Here is a 19,595-nt window from a genome sequence, read left to right as displayed (position 1 = left end):
CGCTTCCCGCCGTCGCGGGAAGGACGGCACTGGGGCGGAATTATGACTGTTTGCTGACACCTGCGGGTAGTCGCGGCCGCCAGGCATGCCCCTGACGGCGTCGCGGCGGCGTGGACGCGGCCCCCGCCCGGGTTTGCTACCATCGCAGCCGCGCCCTCCGCGGGCGCACCCTATGGACGATCACCCTAGCCCCCCTCCCCCGCGCCGCAACGGCGCCCATGTCCACGCTTTCCTTGGCGCCAAGGAGCGCGCGCATGCTTGAACTGTTGATCGTGGCAGCCCTGGTGCTGCTTAACGGTTTCTTCGCGATGTCCGAGATGTCGCTGATGACCTCGCGCAAGAGCCGCCTGAAGCAGATGGCGCAGACCAGCACGCGCGCGGCCAAGGCGTTGGCGCTGGCCGAGAACCCCGAGCACTTCCTGTCCACCGTGCAGATCGGCATCACCGCGATCGGCATCCTGACCGGCGTGTTCGGCGGCGAGGCCATCGGCGTGGCGATCGCGACCAAGCTGCAGGCGCTGTTCCCGGCGCTGTCCGCCAACTTCACCCTGTTCGGCGATCCGCAGCCGTGGTCGGCGCTGATCGGCAAGACCCTGGCGATCGTGCTGATCACCTTCCTGACGCTGATCTTCGGCGAACTGGTGCCCAAGCGCCTGGCGCTGACTCGTTCTGAGGTCATCGCCGGCTTCGTCGCCATCCCCATGGGCTGGCTGGCCTGGATCGCCGCGCCGTTCGTCTGGGTGCTGTCGCGCACGACCCGGCTGGTGCTGCGCCTGCTCGGCCTGGGCAAGGAGGAGTCGGCCTCGGTGTCCGAAGAAGAGATCCGCATGCTGGTGGCCGAGAGCCACGAGGCCGGCGTGATCGACGCGCACGAGCGCGACATGATGAACCGGGTCATGCGCCTGGGCGACCGCACCGCCGACAGCCTGATGACCCCGCGCAACCGCATCGCCTGGCTCGACGCCAACGCCGAGCCGCAGCGCAACCTGCAGGTGATGCGCGAGCACGAGTTCTCGCGCTACCCGGTGTACCGCGGCAGCGACCAGGACATCGCCGGCGTGCTGGAGGTGAAATCGCTGGTGACACGCATGGACGGCGACGCTACGCAGCTGTTCCAGAGCCTGCGCGACACCCTGTTCGTATCCGAATCCACCCACGCGATGAAGCTGCTGGAGATCTTCCGCGAGGAGCAGCAGTCGATGGCGCTGGTGGTGGACGAGTACGGCGAGATCCAGGGCCTGGTGACGATCAGCGACCTGATGGGCGCGGTGGTCGGGCGCCTGCAGTCGGCCGACAACGCCGACGAGGACGCACTGGTGGTGACCCGCGCCGACGGCTCGCTGCTGATCGACGGCTCGCTGGCGATCGAGGACCTGCGCGAACTGCTGGGCGGTGCCGAGCTGCCCAGCGCCGAGGAAGGCGACTACAACACCCTGGCCGGCCTGTGCATCTACTACTTCGGACGCATCCCGCACGCGGGCGAGTTCTTCGACTGGGCCGGCTGGCGCATCGAGATCGTCGACCTGGACGGCGCGCGCGTGGACAAGCTGCTGCTGCGCAAGCTGCAGGACGAGAACAGCGATGACATCACCGGGTGACGCACCCGGCGGTGAGCAGCACGACGGCGACCACGGCTACAGCGCCGAGGGCATCCGCACCCTGCTCGACACCTTCGTCCTCGGCGACCCGGACGAACACCTGCGGCTGCGGTTGATCCTCGCCGACCTGCAGCAGAGCGCGTTCGGCGTGTTCCTGTTCGTGGCGATCCTGCCGGCGTTCCTGCCGGTGCCAGGCCTGGCCGGCGGCATCAGCGGGCCGCTGGTGACGCTGATCGGCGTGCAGATGCTGATCGGCCTGCGCAAGCCGTGGCTGCCGCGCTTCATCGGCGAGCGCGGGCCGCGCCGCCGCACCATGCAGCGCTTCGTCGGCCGCATCGCGCCGTGGCTGCGGCGCCTGGACCGGCTGCTCAAGCCGCGCCTGCCGGCGCTGGTCGACACGCTGCCGGCGCGCGCCTTCAGCGGCCTGTTGCTGATCGTGCTGGGGATCCTGCTGTCGCTGCCGATCCCGTTCACCAACTACGCCTTCGGCGCGATGCTGCTGCTGTTCGCGCTGGCGCTGCTGGAACGCGACGGCGGGCTGATGCTGCTGTCGTGGCTGGGCAGCATCGCCGTGGCGCTGAGCCTGGGATTGGCCTCGGATCAGGTGGTCGACCTGGGCCGGGAATGGATGCAGAAGCTGCGTTGATCCCGCGGCCGCAGCGGCGCTGCGCCGCTGGCGGCTGCGCCGCTGGCCTGGCTCACTTCACCAGAGACAGTTCCACATCGCCGGCGAAAACGTTACGCCTGTACGACGGGCGCGGCGGTGCGCTCTGCGCTGCGCGTTCGCTCGCCTGGCTGCGCGCGCGCTCGAAATACTTGCTCATCTGTTGCAAGGCCGCTTCCAGTCCACATTCGTGCGCCGGCGCCATCGGATGTTGTGCCTTCATTGCCGATCCCCTGTTTGCGTCGTTGTACGGCCATCTCCTGGGGCCGAACGCCACGCTGATGCGCGGCGCGACACGATCACATACCGGGGAAAATCAAGGCATCGTGAAAGCAGCACATGCTGTGATGCGCATCAACGCAGATGCGGCGTTACTCGCTCGAGTGCGTCTGCGCTCGTAGACACGCGCGCAGAGCTGTGCATCAGGCCGCGGCAGCCACCTGCGTCCACGCTTCCGCCGCCAGTTGGAACGAGCGCAAGCGCGCGGCGTGATCGTGGATGTTCGCGGTCAGCAGCAACTCGTCCGGCCGGTGCCGCGCGACGAAGTCGGCCAGGCCTTGCGCGACCGTGCCGGGATCGCCCAGCACGGTACAGGCCAGCGCCCGCTCCACGCCCAGCTTCTCGTGCGGCGCCCAGAACGCCTCGATGTCGTCGATCGGCGGCGGAATCAACCCGGGGCGGCCGCGGCGCAGGTTGACGAAGCTCTGCTGCTGGGTGGTGAACAGGCGCCGCGCCTCGGCCGTGGATGCAGCGGCCACCACGTTCAGGGCCAGCACTGCATACGGCGCCTGCAGCCGCGCCGACGCGCGGAATTCGCGGCGATACACCGCCAGCGCCTCGTCCATCGCATCCGGCGCGAAATGCGAGGCGAAGGCGAACGGCAGCCCCATCGCCGCGGCCAGGCGCGCACTGAACAGGCTGGAGCCGAGCAGCCACACCGGCACCTCGATGCCCGCACCCGGCACGGCGCGTACCAGTTGCCCGTCCACCGCCGGCTCGAAGTAGCGCAGCAGTTCGGCCACGTCGTGCGGGAACTGGTCGGCGCTATCGAAGTAGCGGCGCAAGGCACGCGCCGTGGCCTGGTCGGTGCCGGGCGCGCGGCCCAGGCCCAGGTCGATGCGTCCGGGATACAGCGAGGCCAGGGTGCCGAACTGTTCGGCCACCTGCAGCGGCGCATGGTTGGGCAGCATGATGCCGCCGGCACCGACGCGGATGCGCTTGGTGCCGCCGGCCACATGCCCGATCAACACCGCGGTGGCGGCGCTGGCGATGCCGGGCATGTTGTGGTGCTCGGCCAGCCAGTAGCGGTGGTAGCCCCAGCGTTCGGCGTGTTGGGCCAGATCCAGCATGTTGGCGAAGGCGGCGGTGGCGTCGCTGCCTTCGCAGACCGGGGCGAGGTCGAGGATGGAGATCGGCATCATGGTGAGGCGGGTTCCTGCAGGCGATGCGGTCGACTTGGGGGCGCCGGTCGCCGATTGCAGCGGCTGCGACCGGAACGCTGATTTGCGCTGGGTGTGGGGTGTGGATGGCTGGGCAGGAAGCTTGGCTGGCGGTCGTACCCTCACCCCAACCCCTCTCCCTGGGGGGAGAGGGGCTTTAGCTGTTCCTTCCCCCCTCGGGACCATGGCCCCCTTTTTGGGGGAAGGTGCCCCGCAGGGGCGGATGAGGGTACGTGCGCAGCTCGCAGCACCGGATCACCGCGAGCGCTTCGCGCGCCGTACCCTCACCCCAACCCCTCTCCCGAGGGGAGAGGGGCTTTGCACTGCCTGCACCACCGCGCTACCACGTGGGTTGCACGGCACGCCGGCTACGCTGGCGCCCCGCTCTCGCCTGGTCATCCCCATGTCGCTGATTCCGCCGCCCGCCCCCGTTCCCGTCCTGCCCCTGCGCGACCGTGTGGTGCTGGTCACCGGCGGCGCGCAAGGCATCGGCCGCGGTGTGGTGCAGGCGGTGCTGGGCGCCGGCGGTCGGGTCGCCTTCTGCGACCTCGACGCCGATGCCGGGCGTGCCTGCGTGGCCGAACTGGACGCCGGCGAGCGCCTGCTATTCCGCCGCGTCGACGTGGCCGCAGAGGCCAGCGTGCGCCGCTTCGTCGATGTGGCCTTGGCCCGCTTCGGCCACATCGACGGCCTGGTCAACAACGCCGGCATCGCCGATCCGCATACCGGACCGCTGGAGCGGCTGTCGCTGCGCGAATGGAACCGACGCCTCGGGGCAAGCCTGGGCGGCGCATTCCTGTGCAGCAAGCACGCCCTGCCGGCGCTGCGCGACAGCCGCGACGGCGGCGCCATCGTCAACATCGCCTCCACCCGCGCGCAGCAGTCCGAACCGGACACCGAGGCCTATGCCGCGTCCAAGGGCGGGCTGGTGGCCTTCACCCATGCGCTGGCGATCAGCGCCGGCCCGGCGGTGCGGGTCAATTGCATCAGCCCCGGCTGGATCGCCACCGACGCCTGGCGCATGCCGAACGCGCGGCGGACGCCAAAGCTGTCGCGGCAGGACCATGCGCAGCACCCGGCCGGGCGGGTCGGCACGCCGCAAGACATCGGCGCATTGGCGGTCTACCTGCTCTCGGCGCAGGCCGGCTTCATCACCGGCCAGGAGTTCGTGGTCGACGGCGGCATGACGCGCAAGATGCAGTACGCCTGACGGCGCTGGGATTGGGGAATCGGGAATGGAGATTCGTTGGAGCGGCTGGTGCCTCACCTGACGGGCCGAGTGCACCATCTGGCAGCAAACCGCCTTTGCCAATCCCCAATCCCGACTCCCGAATCCCCGCCGCGGCAATCAATCGCTGACCGACGCCACCACATCCACCAGCGGCCGCAATTGCGGATCCAGCGCCACGCGCTCGTCGAAGACGAAGCAGCGGCCTTCGTAGCCGTCGCCGCCCACCTCCTCGAAGTAGCCGAGGATGCCGCCGTCCAGTTGCAGCACGTTGTCCATGCCATCGGCGCGCATCCACAGCGCTGCCTTTTCGCAGCGGATGCCGCCGGTGCAGAAGCTGACCACGGTGGCGTCGGCCAGCGCCGCGCGATGCGGGGCCAGCGCCTCCGGCAGGTCGGTGAACTTGACGATCGGCAGGGTCAGTGCGCCGGCGAAGGTGCCGTGGACCACTTCCTGCGCATTGCGCGTGTCCAGCAACACCACGCGCCGGCCGGCGTCGTCGTGACCCTGGCGCAGCCAGCGCTGCAGCGTGGCCGGCGCCACCGCCGGCGCGCGCGCCGCCTCCAGCGGTGAGGCGGCGTCGCGGCGGAAGCTGATGATCTCCGGCTTGACCTTGACCTTCAGCCGCGCGAACGGCTGCCGTGCGCTGGCGCTGGTCTTGATGCGCAGATCGGCGAAGCGCGGATCGCCGCGCAACTGCGCGTAGAAGCCGTCGATCGCCGCCGGCGCGCCGGCCAGGAACAGGTTGATGCCCTCGTCCGCCACCAGGATGGTGCCGCGCAGATCGCCGTCCTGCGCCCAGGCGTGCAGCTGCGCGGCGAGCGCGTCGGGGTCGGCGATGGCGACGAAGTGGTAGGCGGCGGTATTGGCGATCATCGGCGCATTTTAGAGCCTGCGACGCGCGACCGCTGCAGGACACGCTGCGGCCCACGCGCCGGCGAAGCGCGCCCAGGCAGGGCCCGCAGCGCCAGCGCCGCCGCTAGCCGCGCAGCAGCAGGAACGGCAGCAACACCAGCGAGGCCACCAGCAGCATGCCCAGCAAGGTCGCCAGCACGAACAGCGGGCGCTGCCGCAGCAGGCTGGCGAAGGTCTCGGCGCTGCCGTCGCGCAGCGCCGCGGCGCGCTCGGCACGGGCGCGTTGGCCACGTTCGGCCTGGTACTCGGCCAGCAGCGCCTTGGCTCGCGCCTGCTCGGCGTCCTCGCGCAGCCAGATGCCGCCGGCGGAGATGCCGAAGGTGCCGGCGCGGGTTTCGTAGTAGCCGATGCCGGCGGCGTCGAGCAGCGCGCAGACCTCGGCGCGTTCGTCGTCGGGCACGTGGCGCAGATTGAGCAGCAGTTTGGCCATGCGCCGATGATAGCCGCTGCGGCGATGCGCTACCCTTGCACGCCCTGCCCGCCGTGGACGTCCCGCATGCGCCGAATCCTGCTGCTGTTGAGCCTGTCGTTGCCGGCGTGGCTGCTGAGCGGCTGCACGCCGCCGGGTCCGCCGCCCGGCGGCAGCATCGCCGCGTTCCAGGCCACCGACGAGCGCGTCGGCGACGGCGCCGAGGCCCGGCCCGGCAGCCGCGTCACCGTGCACTACACCGGTTGGCTGTACGACGAGCACGCCAAGGACAAGCGCGGCGAGAAATTCGATGCCTCCGCCGACCACGGCCAGCCCTTCAGCTTCGTGCTCGGCGCCGGCCAGGTGATCCGCGGCTGGGACGACGGCGTGGCCGGCATGCGCGTGGGCGGCAAGCGCCTGCTGATGCTGCCGTCGGATTACGGCTACGGCGCCAGCGGCGCCGGCGGGGTGATCCCGCCGGGCGCCTCGCTGGTGTTCGAGGTCGAGCTGCTCGATGTCCAGCCGCGTTGAGCCGCGCCCGCACATGTCCGCTGCCAAACACGCCGCGCCGGTGCGCGGCGGACTCGCCATCGTCGGCGGCGGCCCGGCCGGGCTGATCGCCGCCGAGACCGCGCGCGCCGCCGGCGCCGAGGTCGATGTCTACGAGGCCAAGGGCTCGGTCGGACGCAAGTTCCTGATCGCCGGCAAGGGCGGCCTCAACCTGACCCACTCCGATCCGTTCGCCCGTTTCGTGGCGCGCTATCGCGAGCGCGCCACGGCGGTCGGCGACTGGCTGGCCGACTTCGATGCCGATGCGCTGCGCGCCTGGGCGCAGGCGCAGGGCGTGGAGACCTACGTCGGCAGCTCCGGACGGGTGTTCCCGCTGGACCGCAAGGCGGCGCCGCTGCTGCGTGGCTGGGTGCGGCGGTTGAAGGACGCCGGCGTGCGTTTCCACGTGCAGCAGCGCTGGCTGGGTTGGGACGCGGACGGCACGCTGCGCTTTGCCGGTGCCGACGGCGAGCAGCGGGTGCAAGCCGATGCCTGCGTGCTCGCGCTGGGCGGCGGCAGCTGGCCGCAGCTCGGCTCCGACGGCGCCTGGCAGGACACCCTGCGCGCGCGCGGCGTGGCGGTGGCGCCGCTGCAGCCGGCCAACTGCGGCTTCGACGTGGACTGGAGCGCGCATTTCCGCGAACGCCATGCCGGCGCGCCGCTGAAGCCGGTGGTCGCACACTGGCACGATGCGCAGGGCCAGGCGCAGTCGCTGCAGGGCGAATGCGTGGTCGGCGAGCACGGCATCGAAGGCAGCCTGATCTATGCGCTGGCCGCGGACCTGCGCGAGGCCATCGCCGCGCACGGCCCGGCCACGCTGTGGCTGGACCTGGTACCCGGCCGCGACCTGCCGCGGCTGCAGGCCGAGCTGGGCAAGCCGCGCGGCGGCCGCAGCTTCGGCGAGCACCTGCGCCGCCAGGCAGGCATCGACGGGGTCAAGGCGGCGCTGCTGTTCGAGATCCTCGGCAAGCAGGCCGGCCAGGATCCGGCGCTGGCCGCGGCCGCGCTCAAGCGCCTGCCGCTGACCCTGCAGCGTCCACGCCCGCTGGCCGAGGCGATCAGCAGCGCCGGCGGCGTGCGCCTGGAGGCGCTGGATGCGCAACTGATGCTGCGGGCGCTGCCGGGCACTTTCTGCGCCGGCGAAATGCTCGATTGGGAAGCCCCGACCGGCGGCTACCTGCTCACGGCGTGCTTCGCCAGCGGCGTGCGTGCCGGGCGCGGCGCGGTGGCCTGGCTGCAGCGCCAAGCCGCGCACTGACCGCCGCTGCGCCGCGGCGCGTGGTGCTCAGAGCACCGCGATCTGCACCCGCGCCTGCGGGTCGCGCTTGGCCACGTACATGGCCTCGTCGGCGCGCTGGGTGAGCAGCACCGGGTCGAAGCCCGGTCCCGTCTGCACGGCGATGCCGATGCTCGGTTGCAGCGGCAGATGCCGGCCGCTGACCACGCAGCCTTCCGCACACGCGTCCATGATCCGCGCGGCGGCGGCCAGCACTTCGTGCCGGGCGTCGGCCAGCCCTTCCAGCAGGACCACGAACTCGTCGCCGCCCAGCCGGGCGATGCTGTCCTGCCCGCGCAGGCAGCGCTGCAGCAGCCGCGCGAAGTGCACCAGCAGCGCATCGCCGACGTGATGGCCGAAACGGTCGTTGACGCTCTTGAAGTCGTTCAGATCCAGGAACATCACCGCCACCTGGCCCTGGCTGCGGCGCTCGTTCATGCGCCGCCGCAGCGTCTGGTTCCAGGCCATCCGGTTCGGCAGCCCGGTCAGCTCGTCGCGCAGTGCACGCTCTTCCAGCAACCGTGCCAGCCGGGTCTGCCCGGTGATGTCGCTGATCATCAGGTGCAGGCCGACCCGCTGCGGTGCCAACGCCACGTCCGGGATCAGGCTGAAATGCATGATCCGCAGGGCGTCGGTGGCATCGCACAGTTCGGCGTCGAACTGCGCCGGGACGCCCTGCAGCGCTGCCGGCAGATGCGCTTGCAGCAAGGCCTGCTGCTGCGGATCCAGCACCTCGTGCAGGCGGCGGCCGATGATGCGCTCCGGCGCCAGCCCGAACCACGCCGCATACGGCCGGTTGACGAACTGGTAGCGCAGGTCGTGGTCGAGGTAGGCGATCAGCGCCGGCGCGTTGTCGGCGATGGTGCGCAGTTGCGCCTCGCTGGCGCGCAGGCGGTGCTCGGCCTGGTGCTGCTCGGTGATGTCCTGGATATGGGTGACGAAGTGCAGCGGACGCTGCTGTTCGTCGCGCACCAGCGACACCGCCAGGCGCGCACGCACGGTATGGCCGTCGCGGTGGTGATAGCGCTTTTCGCTGTGGTAGTCGTTGCGGCGGCCGTCGATCAACGCGGCCACCTGTTCCATGTCTTCGGCGAGGTCCTCAGGATGGGTCAGATCCTGGAAGCGCAGCTCCAGCAGCTCCGCGCGGCTGTAGCCGAGCATGGCGCACAAGGCGTCGTTGACGTCCAGCCAGCGCCCTTCCAGCGACACCAGCGCCATGCCGTGCGCGGCCACCGAGAACGCGCCGGAGAAGCGCTGCCCGGCCAGCAGCGCCGCGTGCGACGCCGCGCGTTCGGCGCTGACGTCGCGCATCACGCAGACCGCGCCCAGGCTGCGCCCATCGCCGCCTTCCAGCCGTTCCGCATTGCACAGCACGCTGCGCGGCGCTTGCCCCTTGGCGGCGATCATGATCTCCACATCGCGCACCGATTCGCCGCGCCAGGCACGGACCAGCGGCACCTCCTCGCTGGTCAGCAGACGCTTGCCGCTGGCGTCGAACAGGTCGAAGTACTGCGGCCACTGCTCGGGCGGTAAGGCGCGCGGATCGGCGCCATGCCACTGCCGTGCCACCTGGTTGAACTCGCCCAGGGTGCCGTCGGCCATGCACGACACGACGCCGTCGGGCATGGTTTCCAACAGCAGGCCCAGGGTCTTGGCCTGGTCGTGGGCGATGCGCGCGTCGCGGCGCGCTTCCAGTTGCGCGGTGACCTGCCTGGCCAGCCGCCGCAGGCCCTCGCGCTGGCGCGCGTCCAGCTGCCGCGGACGGATGTCGATCACGCACAGGGTGCCGTAGATGTGGCCCTGGTCGCCGACCAATGGCATGCCGGCGTAGAAGCGCAGGTGCGGCGCACCGAGCACCAGCGGGTTGCCGGCGAAGCGCGGGTCCAGCGTGGTGTCCGGCACCTCCAGCAACTGCGGCGACAGCAAGGCATAGGTGCAGAACGCGATCTCGCGTGGATAGCCGGCGGTGCCGCCGGGCAGGCCACAGCTGGCCTTGAGCCATTGCCGGCGTTCGTCGATCAGCGAGATCAGCGCGATCGGCACTTCGCACAGCTGGCTGGTCAGCCAGATCAGGTCGTCGAAGGCCGGTTCCTGCGCGGTGTCGAGCATGCCCAGTTCGGCCAGCGCGTGCAGGCGGCCCGCTTCGTCGGCGGGCAGCGGCACGGAAGCGACGTCGGGGACCGAGGGTGGGTTCATGCGCTGCACGCTGAGGAGATAGCGGCACGATAACGGGCGGCGGTGATGATGGCGAGCACGCCGCGAAATGCTGCAGTGCAAAAAGCACGCGATGGCCGGCTGGAACGCCGCCATGGCTGCCGGCGGCGAACCGTCAGGCGTACCAGGCCCTCCCGGTCCGACGCCGCACTGGCTGCAATCGATCACCCGGTCGCGACGGTCTTCTCCATGAACACGCAAGCGAGGACGATTCCGCTCGGGTGCGGATAGCCGCCCTCGCGCACCACCGCATAGCCCTGCGCACGGTAGAACGCCACCGCATTGAGCGCCGCCGCCACCTGGATGCGCGGGCACGCGGCCAGGCGCTGCTCCAGCGCGTGCAGCAGTTGCCGGCCGAGGCCGCTGCCGCGCAGCGCCGGGTCGACGAACAGGCCGTCGATCTCGGCACCGGCCAGGTCGACCACGCCGAACCCGAGCACGCGACCGTCGGCGTCCTCGGCGACGATCGCGCCGCCGGCGGCGACCAGCCCACGGTACGAGGCCGGTGCCGGTGCCGCCGACCAGCGCGCGATCACCTCCGGCGGATAATGGCTGCTGCAGACCTCGCGGACACAGCGGGTGCGCAACGCCCAGAGCGTGGGGATGTCCTCGGACAGACCCGGCCGCAACCGCGTCGGCAGCGCCACGCCGCTCATTCCGATTTGCTGTCGCGCAGGCGCCGGATCCGCTCCGGCGGCTGGAACGAATCGCTGCGCGCGTCGCCCCAGTAGTCGTGGAAGACCGCATGGTCGGGCACCGTGCGCAGCAGTTCGCCCGGCTCCAGGTAGCGGTACAGCGAGGCCAGCGAGCGGATCTCCACCTGCGAGATGCGGCGCAAGATGTGCTCCGGCCCCAGTTGCGAGGGATGCGTCAGCCCGGCGGCGCTGAGCAGTTCGCGCAGCGCCTTGAGCGTGTTGGCGTGGTAATGCGCGACCCGGGTGGCCTTGTCGGTGGGGTCCAGATGCTGCCAGCGGCGCCGGTCCTGGGTGGCGATGCCGGTAGGGCAGCGGTCGCTGTGGCAGCTCAGCGACTGGATGCAGCCCAGCGCGAACATGAAGCCGCGCCCGGCATTGCACCAGTCCGCGCCCAGCGCCAGGGTGCGCGCGATGTCGAAGGCGCTGGTGATCTTGCCGGCGGCACCGAGCTTGATGCGCTCGCGGATGTCCAGCCCGACCAGGGTGTTGTGCACCAGCAGCAGGGCCTCGTGCATCGGCACGCCGACGTGGTCGATGAATTCCGCCGGCGCCGCGCCGGTGCCGCCCTCGGCACCATCGACGACGATGAAATCCGGGTACAGGCCGCTTTCCTGCATCGCCTTGGCGATGGCGAACCACTCCCAGGGGTGGCCGATCGCCAGCTTGAAGCCGGTGGGCTTGCCGCCGGACAGCTCGCGCAGCCGGGCCACGAACTGCAGCAGTTCCAGCGGCGTGGAGAACGCCGAATGCCGCGACGGCGACACGCAGTCGCGGCCCATGGCGACGCCGCGGGTGGCGGCGATTTCGGCGCTGACTTTGGCCGCCGGCAGCACCCCGCCATGGCCCGGCTTTGCGCCCTGCGAGAGCTTGATCTCGATCATCTTGACCTGCTCCAGCGTCGCGTTGGCGACGAAGCGCTGCGGGTCGAAGCGCCCGTCCTCGTCGCGGCAGCCGAAGTAGCCCGAGCCGATCTCCCACACCAGGTCGCCGCCGCACTCGCGATGGTAGGGCGAGATCGAGCCCTCGCCGGTGTCGTGGTAGAAGCCGCCCTGGCGCGCGCCGGCGTTGAGCGCGCGGATGGCGTTGGCCGACAGCGCGCCGAAGCTCATCGCCGAGATGTTGAACACGCTGGCCGCGTACGGCTGCGCGCACTCCGCGCCGATGGTGATGCGGAAGTCGTGGTCGGCGATCTCGCTGGTGGCCAGCGAGTGGTTGATCCATTCGTAGTCCGGCGCATAGGTGCTGCGCTGGGTGCCGAACGGCACCACGTCCATCACGTTCTTGGCGCGCTGGTAGACCAGGGCACGCTGCTGGCGCGAGAACGGCGCCTCCTCGATGTCGCTCTGCAGGAAGTACTGGCGCATCTCCGGGCCGACCGATTCCAGGCCGTAGCGGAAATGCGCCAGGATCGGATAGTTGCGGCGCAGGGTGCTGCGGGTCTGCAGCAGGTCCACCGTGCCCAGCACCGCCAGCACGGCGAAGGCGGCCACGCCCCAGCCCCACAGCGGCCAGATCGCGCACAGGGCGATGGACAGCGCCAGCAGCAGGCAACTGGCGATATAGGCTAGGTAACGGTGCATCGCGTTCCTCGCAGGAGTCGGAAGCCGGCGAGTGTAGAGGGTGTCGCGGGTCAGGCGCGGCGGTGGCGGCGCGGTCCGCTCCGCCCGGGTACAGCTTGCCGTTGCCGCCGCCCGCGTCGCGCCGGCGGCGCGGGAACGCGGGCCGCGCGCGGCGGCATGCTAGAGGCGGTCGTCCACCGCCGCGCGCGGCCACACCGACTTGACGTCGTAGACCACCAGGTCGGGCTTGCCGAGCGCCCGGATCTGGGCGGCGTCCAGGTCGCGGTAGGCCGCGTGCGCCACCGCCAGCACCACCGCGTCGTAGCGGCCGGGCACCGGATCGGGCAACAGGGCGACGCCGTGCGCCTGCGCCGCCTGCGGATCGGCCCAGGGATCGCAGGCGTCGACGCGGGCGCCGGCCGCGGCCAGCGCCTGCACCAGTTCCAGCGCGCGGCTGTTGCGCAGGTCCGGGCAGTTCTCCTTGAAGGTGACGCCGAGCACCAGCACGGACGCATCGGCCATCGCCACGCCCTTGCCGGCCAGCAGCGCCTGCACCCGCGCGGCGACGTGCGCACCGACCCGGTTGTTGACCTGGCGCGCGGTGTGGATCAGGTCCGGGTGGTAGCCGACGCTCTCGGACTTGTGCAGCAGATAGTAAGGATCGACGCCGATGCAGTGGCCGCCGACCAGGCCCGGCCGGAACGGCAGGAAGTTCCACTTGGTGCCAGCCGCGTCCAGCACGTCCTGAGTGTCGATGCCGAGCCGGTCGAAGATCAGCGCCAGTTCGTTGACCAGGGCGATGTTGACGTCGCGCTGGATGTTCTCCACCACCTTGGCCGCCTCGGCCACGCGGATCGACGGCGCGCGCCAGGTGCCGGCGGCGATGATGCCGGCATACAGGGCGTCCACCGCCTCGGCGGCGGCCGGGTTCGAACCGGAGGTGATCTTGCGGATGTCGGCCAGGCGCCGCTGGCGGTCGCCGGGGTTGACCCGCTCCGGGCTGTAGCCGCAATGGAAGTCGATGTCGCAGCGCAATCCCGAGCCCTGCTCCAGCAACGGCACGCACACCTCTTCGGTGGTGCCCGGATAGACGGTGGACTCGTAGATTACCAGGTCGCCGCGCTTGAGCACGCCGGCCAGCAGCTCGCTGGCCTGGCGCAGCGGCTGCAGGTCGGGCTGTTCGTGCGCATCGATCGGGGTCGGCACGGTGACGATGTACACGTTGCGGTCGCGCAGTTCCGCCGCGTCGTTGCTGTAGCGCAGGTGCACGCCGGCGCGCAATTCCTCGGCCTCCAGTTCCAGGGTCTGGTCGTGCCCGGCGCGCAATTGCGCCACGCGCTGCGCATCGATGTCGTAGCCGAGCGTGTCGTGGCGGGCACCGAAGGCCACCGCCAGCGGCAGGCCGACGTAGCCGAGGCCGATCACGGCGATGCGCGGCGGCGCGGAATCGAACACGGGGGCAACGGGCATGCCAGTCCTTCGCGGGCACCGGCAGCGGCGGCCGTCGGCGCATGGGGGTGGAAATCGGAGTGCCCGCGCGTGCGGACCTCGCCATGGTAAGCCGCGCCACCCGCACGGACCAAGTCGATCTGCGACATGCCCGACGCGCCGCGCGCGGCGCGTCTTCACACGCGCTGGCGCCTGCCTTCACAACGCCGTGTGTGAAAGTCGGCGCGCCACATCACGCTTTGTGGCCTCGCACGCGCGACTTTTGTCACGCACACCACACCAGCACCACCTGGCCTTTACGCATCAGGGCCTAGGGTGGCGGAGCGGTTGCTGCCAGGGGGGCACCATCCGCCTCCCTCTACCCTCTTACTCAAGGAGAACTCGCGTGAGTCACGCTCCGAGCCTGCTCGTGGATGTCGAAGCCGAATTGGCGCATTGGAAAGCGCTGCACGCGGCGGGCAAACTGGGGTCGCAATCGTTCAGCGAGCATGCGCGTCTGATCAAGATGGCCTGCGACGTGTTCCTGCAGTTGCCGCGCGAAACCAACGATGTGCGGCTGCAACGCCTGCGTCAGCGCTACGACGCCGAGCACCCCTGGCCGCGCATCGCCTGGAGCGATGCCGAAACCCTGGTCGTCGCCTGCTGGGCACGCCTCGACGGATCGGAGCAGCGCGACCACAGCCCCGATCCGGCGCACACCCCCGCCTGATCCACGAGGTCCGTCATGTCCCCGCCCGCCAACCGCGACAACGCCCACGATTCCCAGCAACTCAGCCACACGCCGGACAAGATCCACAACGACGACGCGCAGTGGAAAGATCGCGACCAACCCGATAGCGACCCCAAACGCGACCACGCCGATCCGGAACACGACTACCCACGCCCGGACGGCAGCGAGTAACCAGCAAGCAAGCCACTCCCGCTGCGGCAGACCCTCGTCCCCGCAGCGGCAACCTCCCGCCACCCGACCGACCAGACGTGCGGCGTCAGCGCAGGCTCGACCCGCGCACGATGCAGCGGCCGCTGAGCACCACCTTGCGGGTCGGCTGCGTCGGCGCGTTCATCCGCTCCAGCAGCAACGACATGGCGGTGCGGCCCATCTCTTCCACCGGCTGTTCGATCACGGTAATGCCGGGTTCGACCAGGTCGGTCCAGCTCTCGTTATCGAACCCGGCCAGGGCCAGGTCCTGCGGAATGCGCAGGCCGGCGCCGCGCGCGGCCTTCATCGCGCCCATCAACAGCAGGCTGTTGCTGGCCACCAGCGCATCCGGCCGCGGCGTCTGCGCCAGCCATGCCTGCACCTCGGCGATCGCCGCCTCCGCGCTCGGAGCCACCTCGCGGTAGTCCGGGGCCAGGCCATGCCCTCGCATCGCTTCCAGATAGCCGTCGCGGCGCTCGGCAGCGGTGCTGCTGGTCTTGCCGAACAGGCCGCCGATGCGGCGCACGCCACGGCCGACCAGATGGTCGACCAAGGCCGCCATCGCCGCGGCGTTGTCGAGCACCACGCTGTCGTGGGTGCCGCCCTTGCCGGCGCGGTCCAGCAGCACCACCGGATGGTCGAACGTCAATTTGCCCAGTTGGCCCTGGGTGGTACGGGTGGGAGCGAAGATCAGCCCGCTGACCCGCTCTTCCTGCATCAGTTGCAGATACAGCGCCTCGCGCTGCGGATCCTCGTCGGTATTGCACAGGATCACGCGCATGCCGGCGCGGTAGGCCACGTCCTCGACGGCGCGGATGGCCGCGGTGAAGAACGGATTGCGGATGTCGGCGACGATCAGGCCCACCACCCCGGAACGCTGCGAGCGTAGCCGCCGCGCCATCAGGTTGGGGCGGTAGCCGGTCTCGCGCACCGCCGCTTCCACCCGCGCCCGCACTTCCTCGCTGACCGGGCCATGGCCCAGCGCGCGCGACACCGTCGAGGTCGAGACACCGGCGACCCGGGCCACGTCATGGATGCTGACGCTCACTGGCAACGTTCCCGCATTGTTTTCATGTCAACTCCCTGTCGCCTAGCGTGACGCAATGGTAGCACCGGGCTTTTCCGAAGGATTTGTGCACTGCACATTGACGATTGACTGGGAACGTTCCCACACTGCACCCACTCGCCGCCCACCCTCAAGGAACCCGCGTGTCCCAGACGCCCTCCTCCCCCCTGGTTTCCAGCGATCTGGTCCGGATCGACGTCCAGGCCCGCGACAAGGCCGACGCGATCGCCCAGGCGGCGCAATTGCTGGTCGCCGCCGGCTGCGTGCCGCCGGCCTACGAGGCCAGCATGCTGCGCCGCGAAGCGCTGGCCAACACCTTCCTGGGCCACGGCGTGGCGATCCCGCACTGCACCGGCGAAGACCGCCACCTGGTGCGCCGCGACGGCATCGCGGTGCTGCAGCTGCGCGACGGCGTGGAGTGGAACCCGGGCCAGACCACGCGCCTGGTCGTCGCCATCGCCGCCCAGTCCGACACCCATATCGCCCTGCTGCGGCGGCTGACCCGGCTGATCCAGGACCCGCCGCGGCTGGAGGCGCTGTTCGCCAGCGACGACCCGCAGGCGATCGTCGCCGCGCTGAGCGAGGACGCGGCCCCCACCGCGCCCACCGCCCCGGCCAGCGACCTGGCCGAACGCTTCGACTGGACCGTGCGCTACCCCACCGGCCTGCACGCGCGTCCGGCCACGCGCTGGGTGGAAACCGCGCGCGGGTTCGCCGCCCGTATCCAGGTGCGTGCCGGCGATCAGGTCGGTGACGCCAAGAACCTGGTGTCGCTGCTGCAGCTGGGCCTGCACGCCGGCGACACGGTGACCATTTCGGCCGAGGGCCAGGACGCCGCCGCGGCGCTGGCGCGGCTGCGCAGCGTGATCGACGGCCTGACCGCACAGGAGCAGGCCGACGCCGAGGCCGCCGCGCAGCGCCGTGCCGCACCGGTCGCCGGCTGGACCCCGCCGCAGGCGCAGCCGGCCATCGTCGGCATCGGCGCCAGCCCCGGCCTGGCGATCGGCGTGGTGCACAAGCTGGCCGGCCACGACGTCGCGGTGGCGGACACGCCGGTGCCGCTGAGCGACGGCGGCGCCCTGCTGCACGACGCCCTGCAGCGCACCCGCGCGCAGCTGCAGGCCATCGAGGACGACACCCGGCGCCGGCTCGGCGCCGGCGATGCGGCGATCTTCCGCGCCCAGACCGAACTGCTCAACGACACCGACCTGATCACCCTGGCCTGCCAGTTGATGGTCGAGGGCCACGGCGTCGCCTGGTCCTGGCAGCAGTCGGTGGAGCGTCTGGCCAACAAGCTCTCGGCGCTGGGCAATGCGGTGCTGGCCGGGCGCGCCAGCGACCTGCGCGACGTCGGCCGCCGGGTGCTGGCACAACTGGATCCGAGCCTGGCCGGCGGCAGCCTGGAGCAGTTGCCGGCCGCGCCGTGCATCCTGCTCGCCCACGACCTGTCGCCCTCGGATACCGCCAACCTCGACACCGGTCGCGTGCTCGGCCTGGCCACCGCCGTCGGCGGCCCCACCTCGCACACCGCGATCCTCTCGCGCACCCTCGGCCTGCCGGCGCTGGTCGCCGGCGGCGCCGACCTGCTGGACCTGGAGAATGGCGCCACCGTCATCGTCGACGGCAGCAGCGGCCGCCTGTACCTGGCGCCATCGGAAGCCGACCTGGCCTCGGCCCGCGCCTACATCGACGAACAGCAGCAGCTGCGCGCGCGCGAGGCCGAGCAGCGCAACCAGCCGGCGCAGACCGAGGACGGCCATCGCCTGGAGATCGGCGCCAACGTCAACCTGCCCGAGCAGGTCGCCGCCGCACTGGCGCAGGGCGCCGAGAGTGTGGGCCTGATGCGCACCGAGTTCCTGTTCCTGGAGCGCGGCAGCACCCCCAGCGAGGACGAGCAATACGCCACCTACACCGCGATGGCGCAGGCACTGGACGGGCGCGCGCTGATCGTGCGCGCGCTGGACATCGGCGGCGACAAGCAGGTCGCGCACCTGAACCTGCCGCGCGAGGACAACCCGTTCCTGGGCGTGCGCGGCGCGCGCCTGCTGCTGCGCCGCGCCGACCTGCTGCAACCGCAGCTGCGCGCGCTGTACCGCGCGGCCAAGGACGGCGCGCGCCTGGCGATCATGTTCCCGATGATCACCTCGGCCGCGGAACTGCTGACGCTGCGCGCCGAATGCGAGCGCCTGCGCGCGGAGCTGCAGGCGCCGGAGGTGCCGCTGGGCATCATGATCGAAGTGCCGGCGGCGGCGATCCAGGCCGATGCGCTGGCCAAGCACGCGGACTTCTTCTCGATCGGCACCAACGACCTGACCCAGTACACCCTGGCCATCGACCGCCAGAACCCGGACCTGGCCGCCGAGGCCGACAGCCTGCATCCGGCGGTGCTGCGCCTGATCCGCACCACCGTCGAGGGCGCGGCGCGCCACGGCCGCTGGGTCGGCGTGTGCGGCGGCCTGGCCGGCGATGCATTCGGCGCGGCGCTGCTGGCCGGGCTGGGCGTGCACGAACTGTCGATGACGCCCAACGACATCCCCGCGGTGAAGGCGCGCCTGCGCGGCAGCCGCCTGGACACGCTGCAGGCGCTGGCGCAGCGCGCGCTGGACTGCGAGAGCGCGGCCGAGGTGCGGGCGCTCGACGGCGGAGCCGGCGCATGAGCGTCGATGCCGTCACCGTGACCCTGAATCCGGCGATCGACCTGACCGTGGCGATCGACCGGCTGCAACCGGGCCAGGTGCACCGCGCACGCAGCGCCCACGCCATCGCCGGCGGCAAGGGCATCAACGTCGCCGCCTGCCTGGCCGATGCCGGCCTGCGTTGCGCCGCGCTCGGCGTGCTCGGCGCCGGCAATGCGCCGGTGTTCGAAACCCTGTTCGCCGAGCGCGGCATCGACGACCGCTGCCTGCGCGTGCCCGGCGACACCCGCAGCAACCTCAAGCTGGTCGCCGCCGACAGCGGCGCCACCACCGACATCAACCTGCCCGGCCTGGCCCTGGATCAGGCGCAGCTCGACACCGTCGGCGCGCGCCTGGGCGAACTGCTGCGCCCCGGCCTGCCGGTGGTGCTCAGCGGCAGCCTGCCCGCCGGCCTGGCCGAGGACACCTGGCGGCAACTGCAGGCGCAGGCCGCCGCCGCCGGCGCGCGGGTGCTGCTGGACACCAGCGGCGCGCCGCTGCACGCCGCCCTGGACGCGCCGCGCGCGCAACTGCCGTTCGCGATCAAGCCCAACCGCCACGAACTGGAGGAATGGGCCGGTACGCCTTTGACCACCACCGCCGACCTGCTCGGCGCCGCGCGCGCGTTGCTGGCGCGCGGCATCGGCCTGGTCGCAGTGTCGCTGGGCACCGACGGTGCGCTGTTCGTGCGCGGCGAGCAGGCGCTGCTGGCGCAGCCGCCGCAGGTGACCGGCGGCAGCAGCGTCGGCGCCGGCGATGCGATGGTCGCCGGGCTGGTCGCGGCCTTGCGCGCCGACGCCGACCTGGCGACCTGCGCGCGCCAGGCCACCGCCTTCGCCGTGGCCACGCTGGGCAGCGGCGTCGCCCGCCGCCTGCCGCGCGAGCGCCTGCCGGCGCTGGCCGCCGCGGTCCGCCTGGAGACCCTGGCATGACTTCCGCC

18 protein-coding genes are annotated in these 19,595 nt (G+C 71.3%); 9 read left to right on the top strand and 9 right to left on the bottom strand.

Going from position 1 to position 19,595, the window contains the following annotated elements:
* The first annotated feature begins 254 nt into the window (after positions 1-254).
* Both Q7W82_RS11805 and Q7W82_RS11800 read left to right on the top strand, forming a co-directional pair.
* On the top strand, positions 255-1,598 hold the full coding sequence (locus Q7W82_RS11805; protein ID WP_242159920.1) for a hemolysin family protein: 1,344 nt from the start codon (positions 255-257) through the stop codon (positions 1,596-1,598).
* The gene (locus Q7W82_RS11800) at positions 1,582-2,244 is read left to right on the top strand and encodes an exopolysaccharide biosynthesis protein (RefSeq protein WP_242159919.1); all 663 of its coding nucleotides are present in this window, start codon (positions 1,582-1,584) and stop codon (positions 2,242-2,244) included. Before Q7W82_RS11805 ends, Q7W82_RS11800 begins: the two co-directional genes overlap by 17 nt.
* 52 nt (positions 2,245-2,296) lie before the next feature.
* Here the strand turns inward: Q7W82_RS11800 and Q7W82_RS11795 are convergent, their stop codons facing one another.
* Positions 2,297-2,485, bottom strand: a complete 189-nt coding sequence (locus Q7W82_RS11795; protein WP_242159918.1) for a hypothetical protein — start codon at positions 2,483-2,485, stop codon at positions 2,297-2,299.
* Positions 2,486-2,684: 199 nt separating this feature from the next.
* The gene (locus tag Q7W82_RS11790) at positions 2,685-3,683 is read right to left on the bottom strand and encodes an LLM class flavin-dependent oxidoreductase (RefSeq protein ID WP_242159917.1); all 999 of its coding nucleotides are present in this window, start codon (positions 3,681-3,683) and stop codon (positions 2,685-2,687) included.
* A 421-nt stretch (positions 3,684-4,104) separates the two neighbouring features.
* Between Q7W82_RS11790 and Q7W82_RS11785 the strand changes: the two genes are divergently transcribed.
* Positions 4,105-4,911 carry an SDR family oxidoreductase gene (locus Q7W82_RS11785; protein ID WP_242159916.1) on the top strand — a complete coding sequence of 269 codons (807 nt, stop codon included), beginning with the start codon at positions 4,105-4,107 and terminating at the stop codon, positions 4,909-4,911.
* 138 nt (positions 4,912-5,049) lie between these two features.
* Here Q7W82_RS11785 and Q7W82_RS11780 read toward each other — a convergent pair whose 3' ends face one another.
* Positions 5,050-5,805 (bottom strand): sulfurtransferase, encoded by a 756-nt coding sequence (locus Q7W82_RS11780; RefSeq protein WP_242159915.1) that lies wholly within the window; start codon positions 5,803-5,805, stop codon positions 5,050-5,052.
* Between the two features lie 103 nt (positions 5,806-5,908).
* Complete coding sequence (locus Q7W82_RS11775) at positions 5,909-6,274, bottom strand: DUF6164 family protein (RefSeq protein ID WP_242080978.1); 366 nt, start codon at positions 6,272-6,274, stop codon at positions 5,909-5,911.
* Between the two features lie 66 nt (positions 6,275-6,340).
* Between Q7W82_RS11775 and Q7W82_RS11770 the strand changes: the two genes are divergently transcribed.
* Both Q7W82_RS11770 and Q7W82_RS11765 read left to right on the top strand, forming a co-directional pair.
* Entirely contained in the window at positions 6,341-6,784 is a 444-nt protein-coding gene (locus Q7W82_RS11770) for an FKBP-type peptidyl-prolyl cis-trans isomerase (RefSeq protein ID WP_184502444.1), read from the top strand.
* Between the two features lie 13 nt (positions 6,785-6,797).
* Entirely contained in the window at positions 6,798-8,060 is a 1,263-nt protein-coding gene (locus tag Q7W82_RS11765; RefSeq protein WP_242159914.1) for a TIGR03862 family flavoprotein, read from the top strand.
* Between the two features lie 27 nt (positions 8,061-8,087).
* Here the strand turns inward: Q7W82_RS11765 and Q7W82_RS11760 are convergent, their stop codons facing one another.
* The 4 genes from Q7W82_RS11760 to Q7W82_RS11745 form a co-directional block, all read right to left on the bottom strand.
* Positions 8,088-10,274 (bottom strand): diguanylate cyclase, encoded by a 2,187-nt coding sequence (locus Q7W82_RS11760; RefSeq protein WP_242159913.1) that lies wholly within the window; start codon positions 10,272-10,274, stop codon positions 8,088-8,090.
* Between the two features lie 182 nt (positions 10,275-10,456).
* Positions 10,457-10,948 (bottom strand): GNAT family N-acetyltransferase, encoded by a 492-nt coding sequence (locus tag Q7W82_RS11755; RefSeq protein ID WP_242159912.1) that lies wholly within the window; start codon positions 10,946-10,948, stop codon positions 10,457-10,459.
* Positions 10,945-12,567: an FMN-binding glutamate synthase family protein gene (locus Q7W82_RS11750; protein WP_242159911.1), complete on the bottom strand. Its 1,623-nt coding sequence runs from the start codon at positions 12,565-12,567 to the stop codon at positions 10,945-10,947. The genes Q7W82_RS11755 and Q7W82_RS11750 overlap by 4 nt, the downstream gene beginning before the upstream one ends.
* Before the next feature lie 159 nt (positions 12,568-12,726).
* On the bottom strand, positions 12,727-14,016 hold the full coding sequence (locus Q7W82_RS11745; protein ID WP_242159910.1) for a nucleotide sugar dehydrogenase: 1,290 nt from the start codon (positions 14,014-14,016) through the stop codon (positions 12,727-12,729).
* A 364-nt stretch (positions 14,017-14,380) separates the two neighbouring features.
* On the opposite strand from Q7W82_RS11745, the gene Q7W82_RS11740 reads away from it, so the two are divergent.
* Together Q7W82_RS11740 and Q7W82_RS11735 are read left to right on the top strand one after the other, a co-directional pair.
* Entirely contained in the window at positions 14,381-14,704 is a 324-nt protein-coding gene (locus Q7W82_RS11740; protein ID WP_242159909.1) for a transposase, read from the top strand.
* A gap of 15 nt (positions 14,705-14,719) precedes the next feature.
* A complete protein-coding gene (locus Q7W82_RS11735) occupies positions 14,720-14,896 on the top strand; it encodes a hypothetical protein (RefSeq protein ID WP_242159908.1) in 177 nt (58 codons plus the stop codon).
* Between the two features lie 85 nt (positions 14,897-14,981).
* Here Q7W82_RS11735 and Q7W82_RS11730 read toward each other — a convergent pair whose 3' ends face one another.
* On the bottom strand, positions 14,982-15,962 hold the full coding sequence (locus Q7W82_RS11730; RefSeq protein ID WP_242159907.1) for a LacI family DNA-binding transcriptional regulator: 981 nt from the start codon (positions 15,960-15,962) through the stop codon (positions 14,982-14,984).
* A 161-nt stretch (positions 15,963-16,123) separates the two neighbouring features.
* On the opposite strand from Q7W82_RS11730, the gene ptsP reads away from it, so the two are divergent.
* Both ptsP and pfkB read left to right on the top strand, forming a co-directional pair.
* Entirely contained in the window at positions 16,124-18,637 is a 2,514-nt protein-coding gene (gene ptsP / locus Q7W82_RS11725) for a phosphoenolpyruvate--protein phosphotransferase (protein ID WP_242159906.1), read from the top strand.
* Positions 18,634-19,587 carry a 1-phosphofructokinase gene (gene pfkB, locus Q7W82_RS11720; protein WP_242159905.1) on the top strand — a complete coding sequence of 318 codons (954 nt, stop codon included), beginning with the start codon at positions 18,634-18,636 and terminating at the stop codon, positions 19,585-19,587. Before ptsP ends, pfkB begins: the two co-directional genes overlap by 4 nt.
* The last annotated feature ends 8 nt before the right edge of the window (positions 19,588-19,595 follow it).

This window comes from Xanthomonas indica, assembly GCF_040529045.1.
GTDB lineage: Bacteria > Pseudomonadota > Gammaproteobacteria > Xanthomonadales > Xanthomonadaceae > Xanthomonas_A > Xanthomonas_A indica.
Note: the sequence above shows the minus strand (reverse complement) of the source record. Positions and strands in the feature narration are given on the sequence as shown.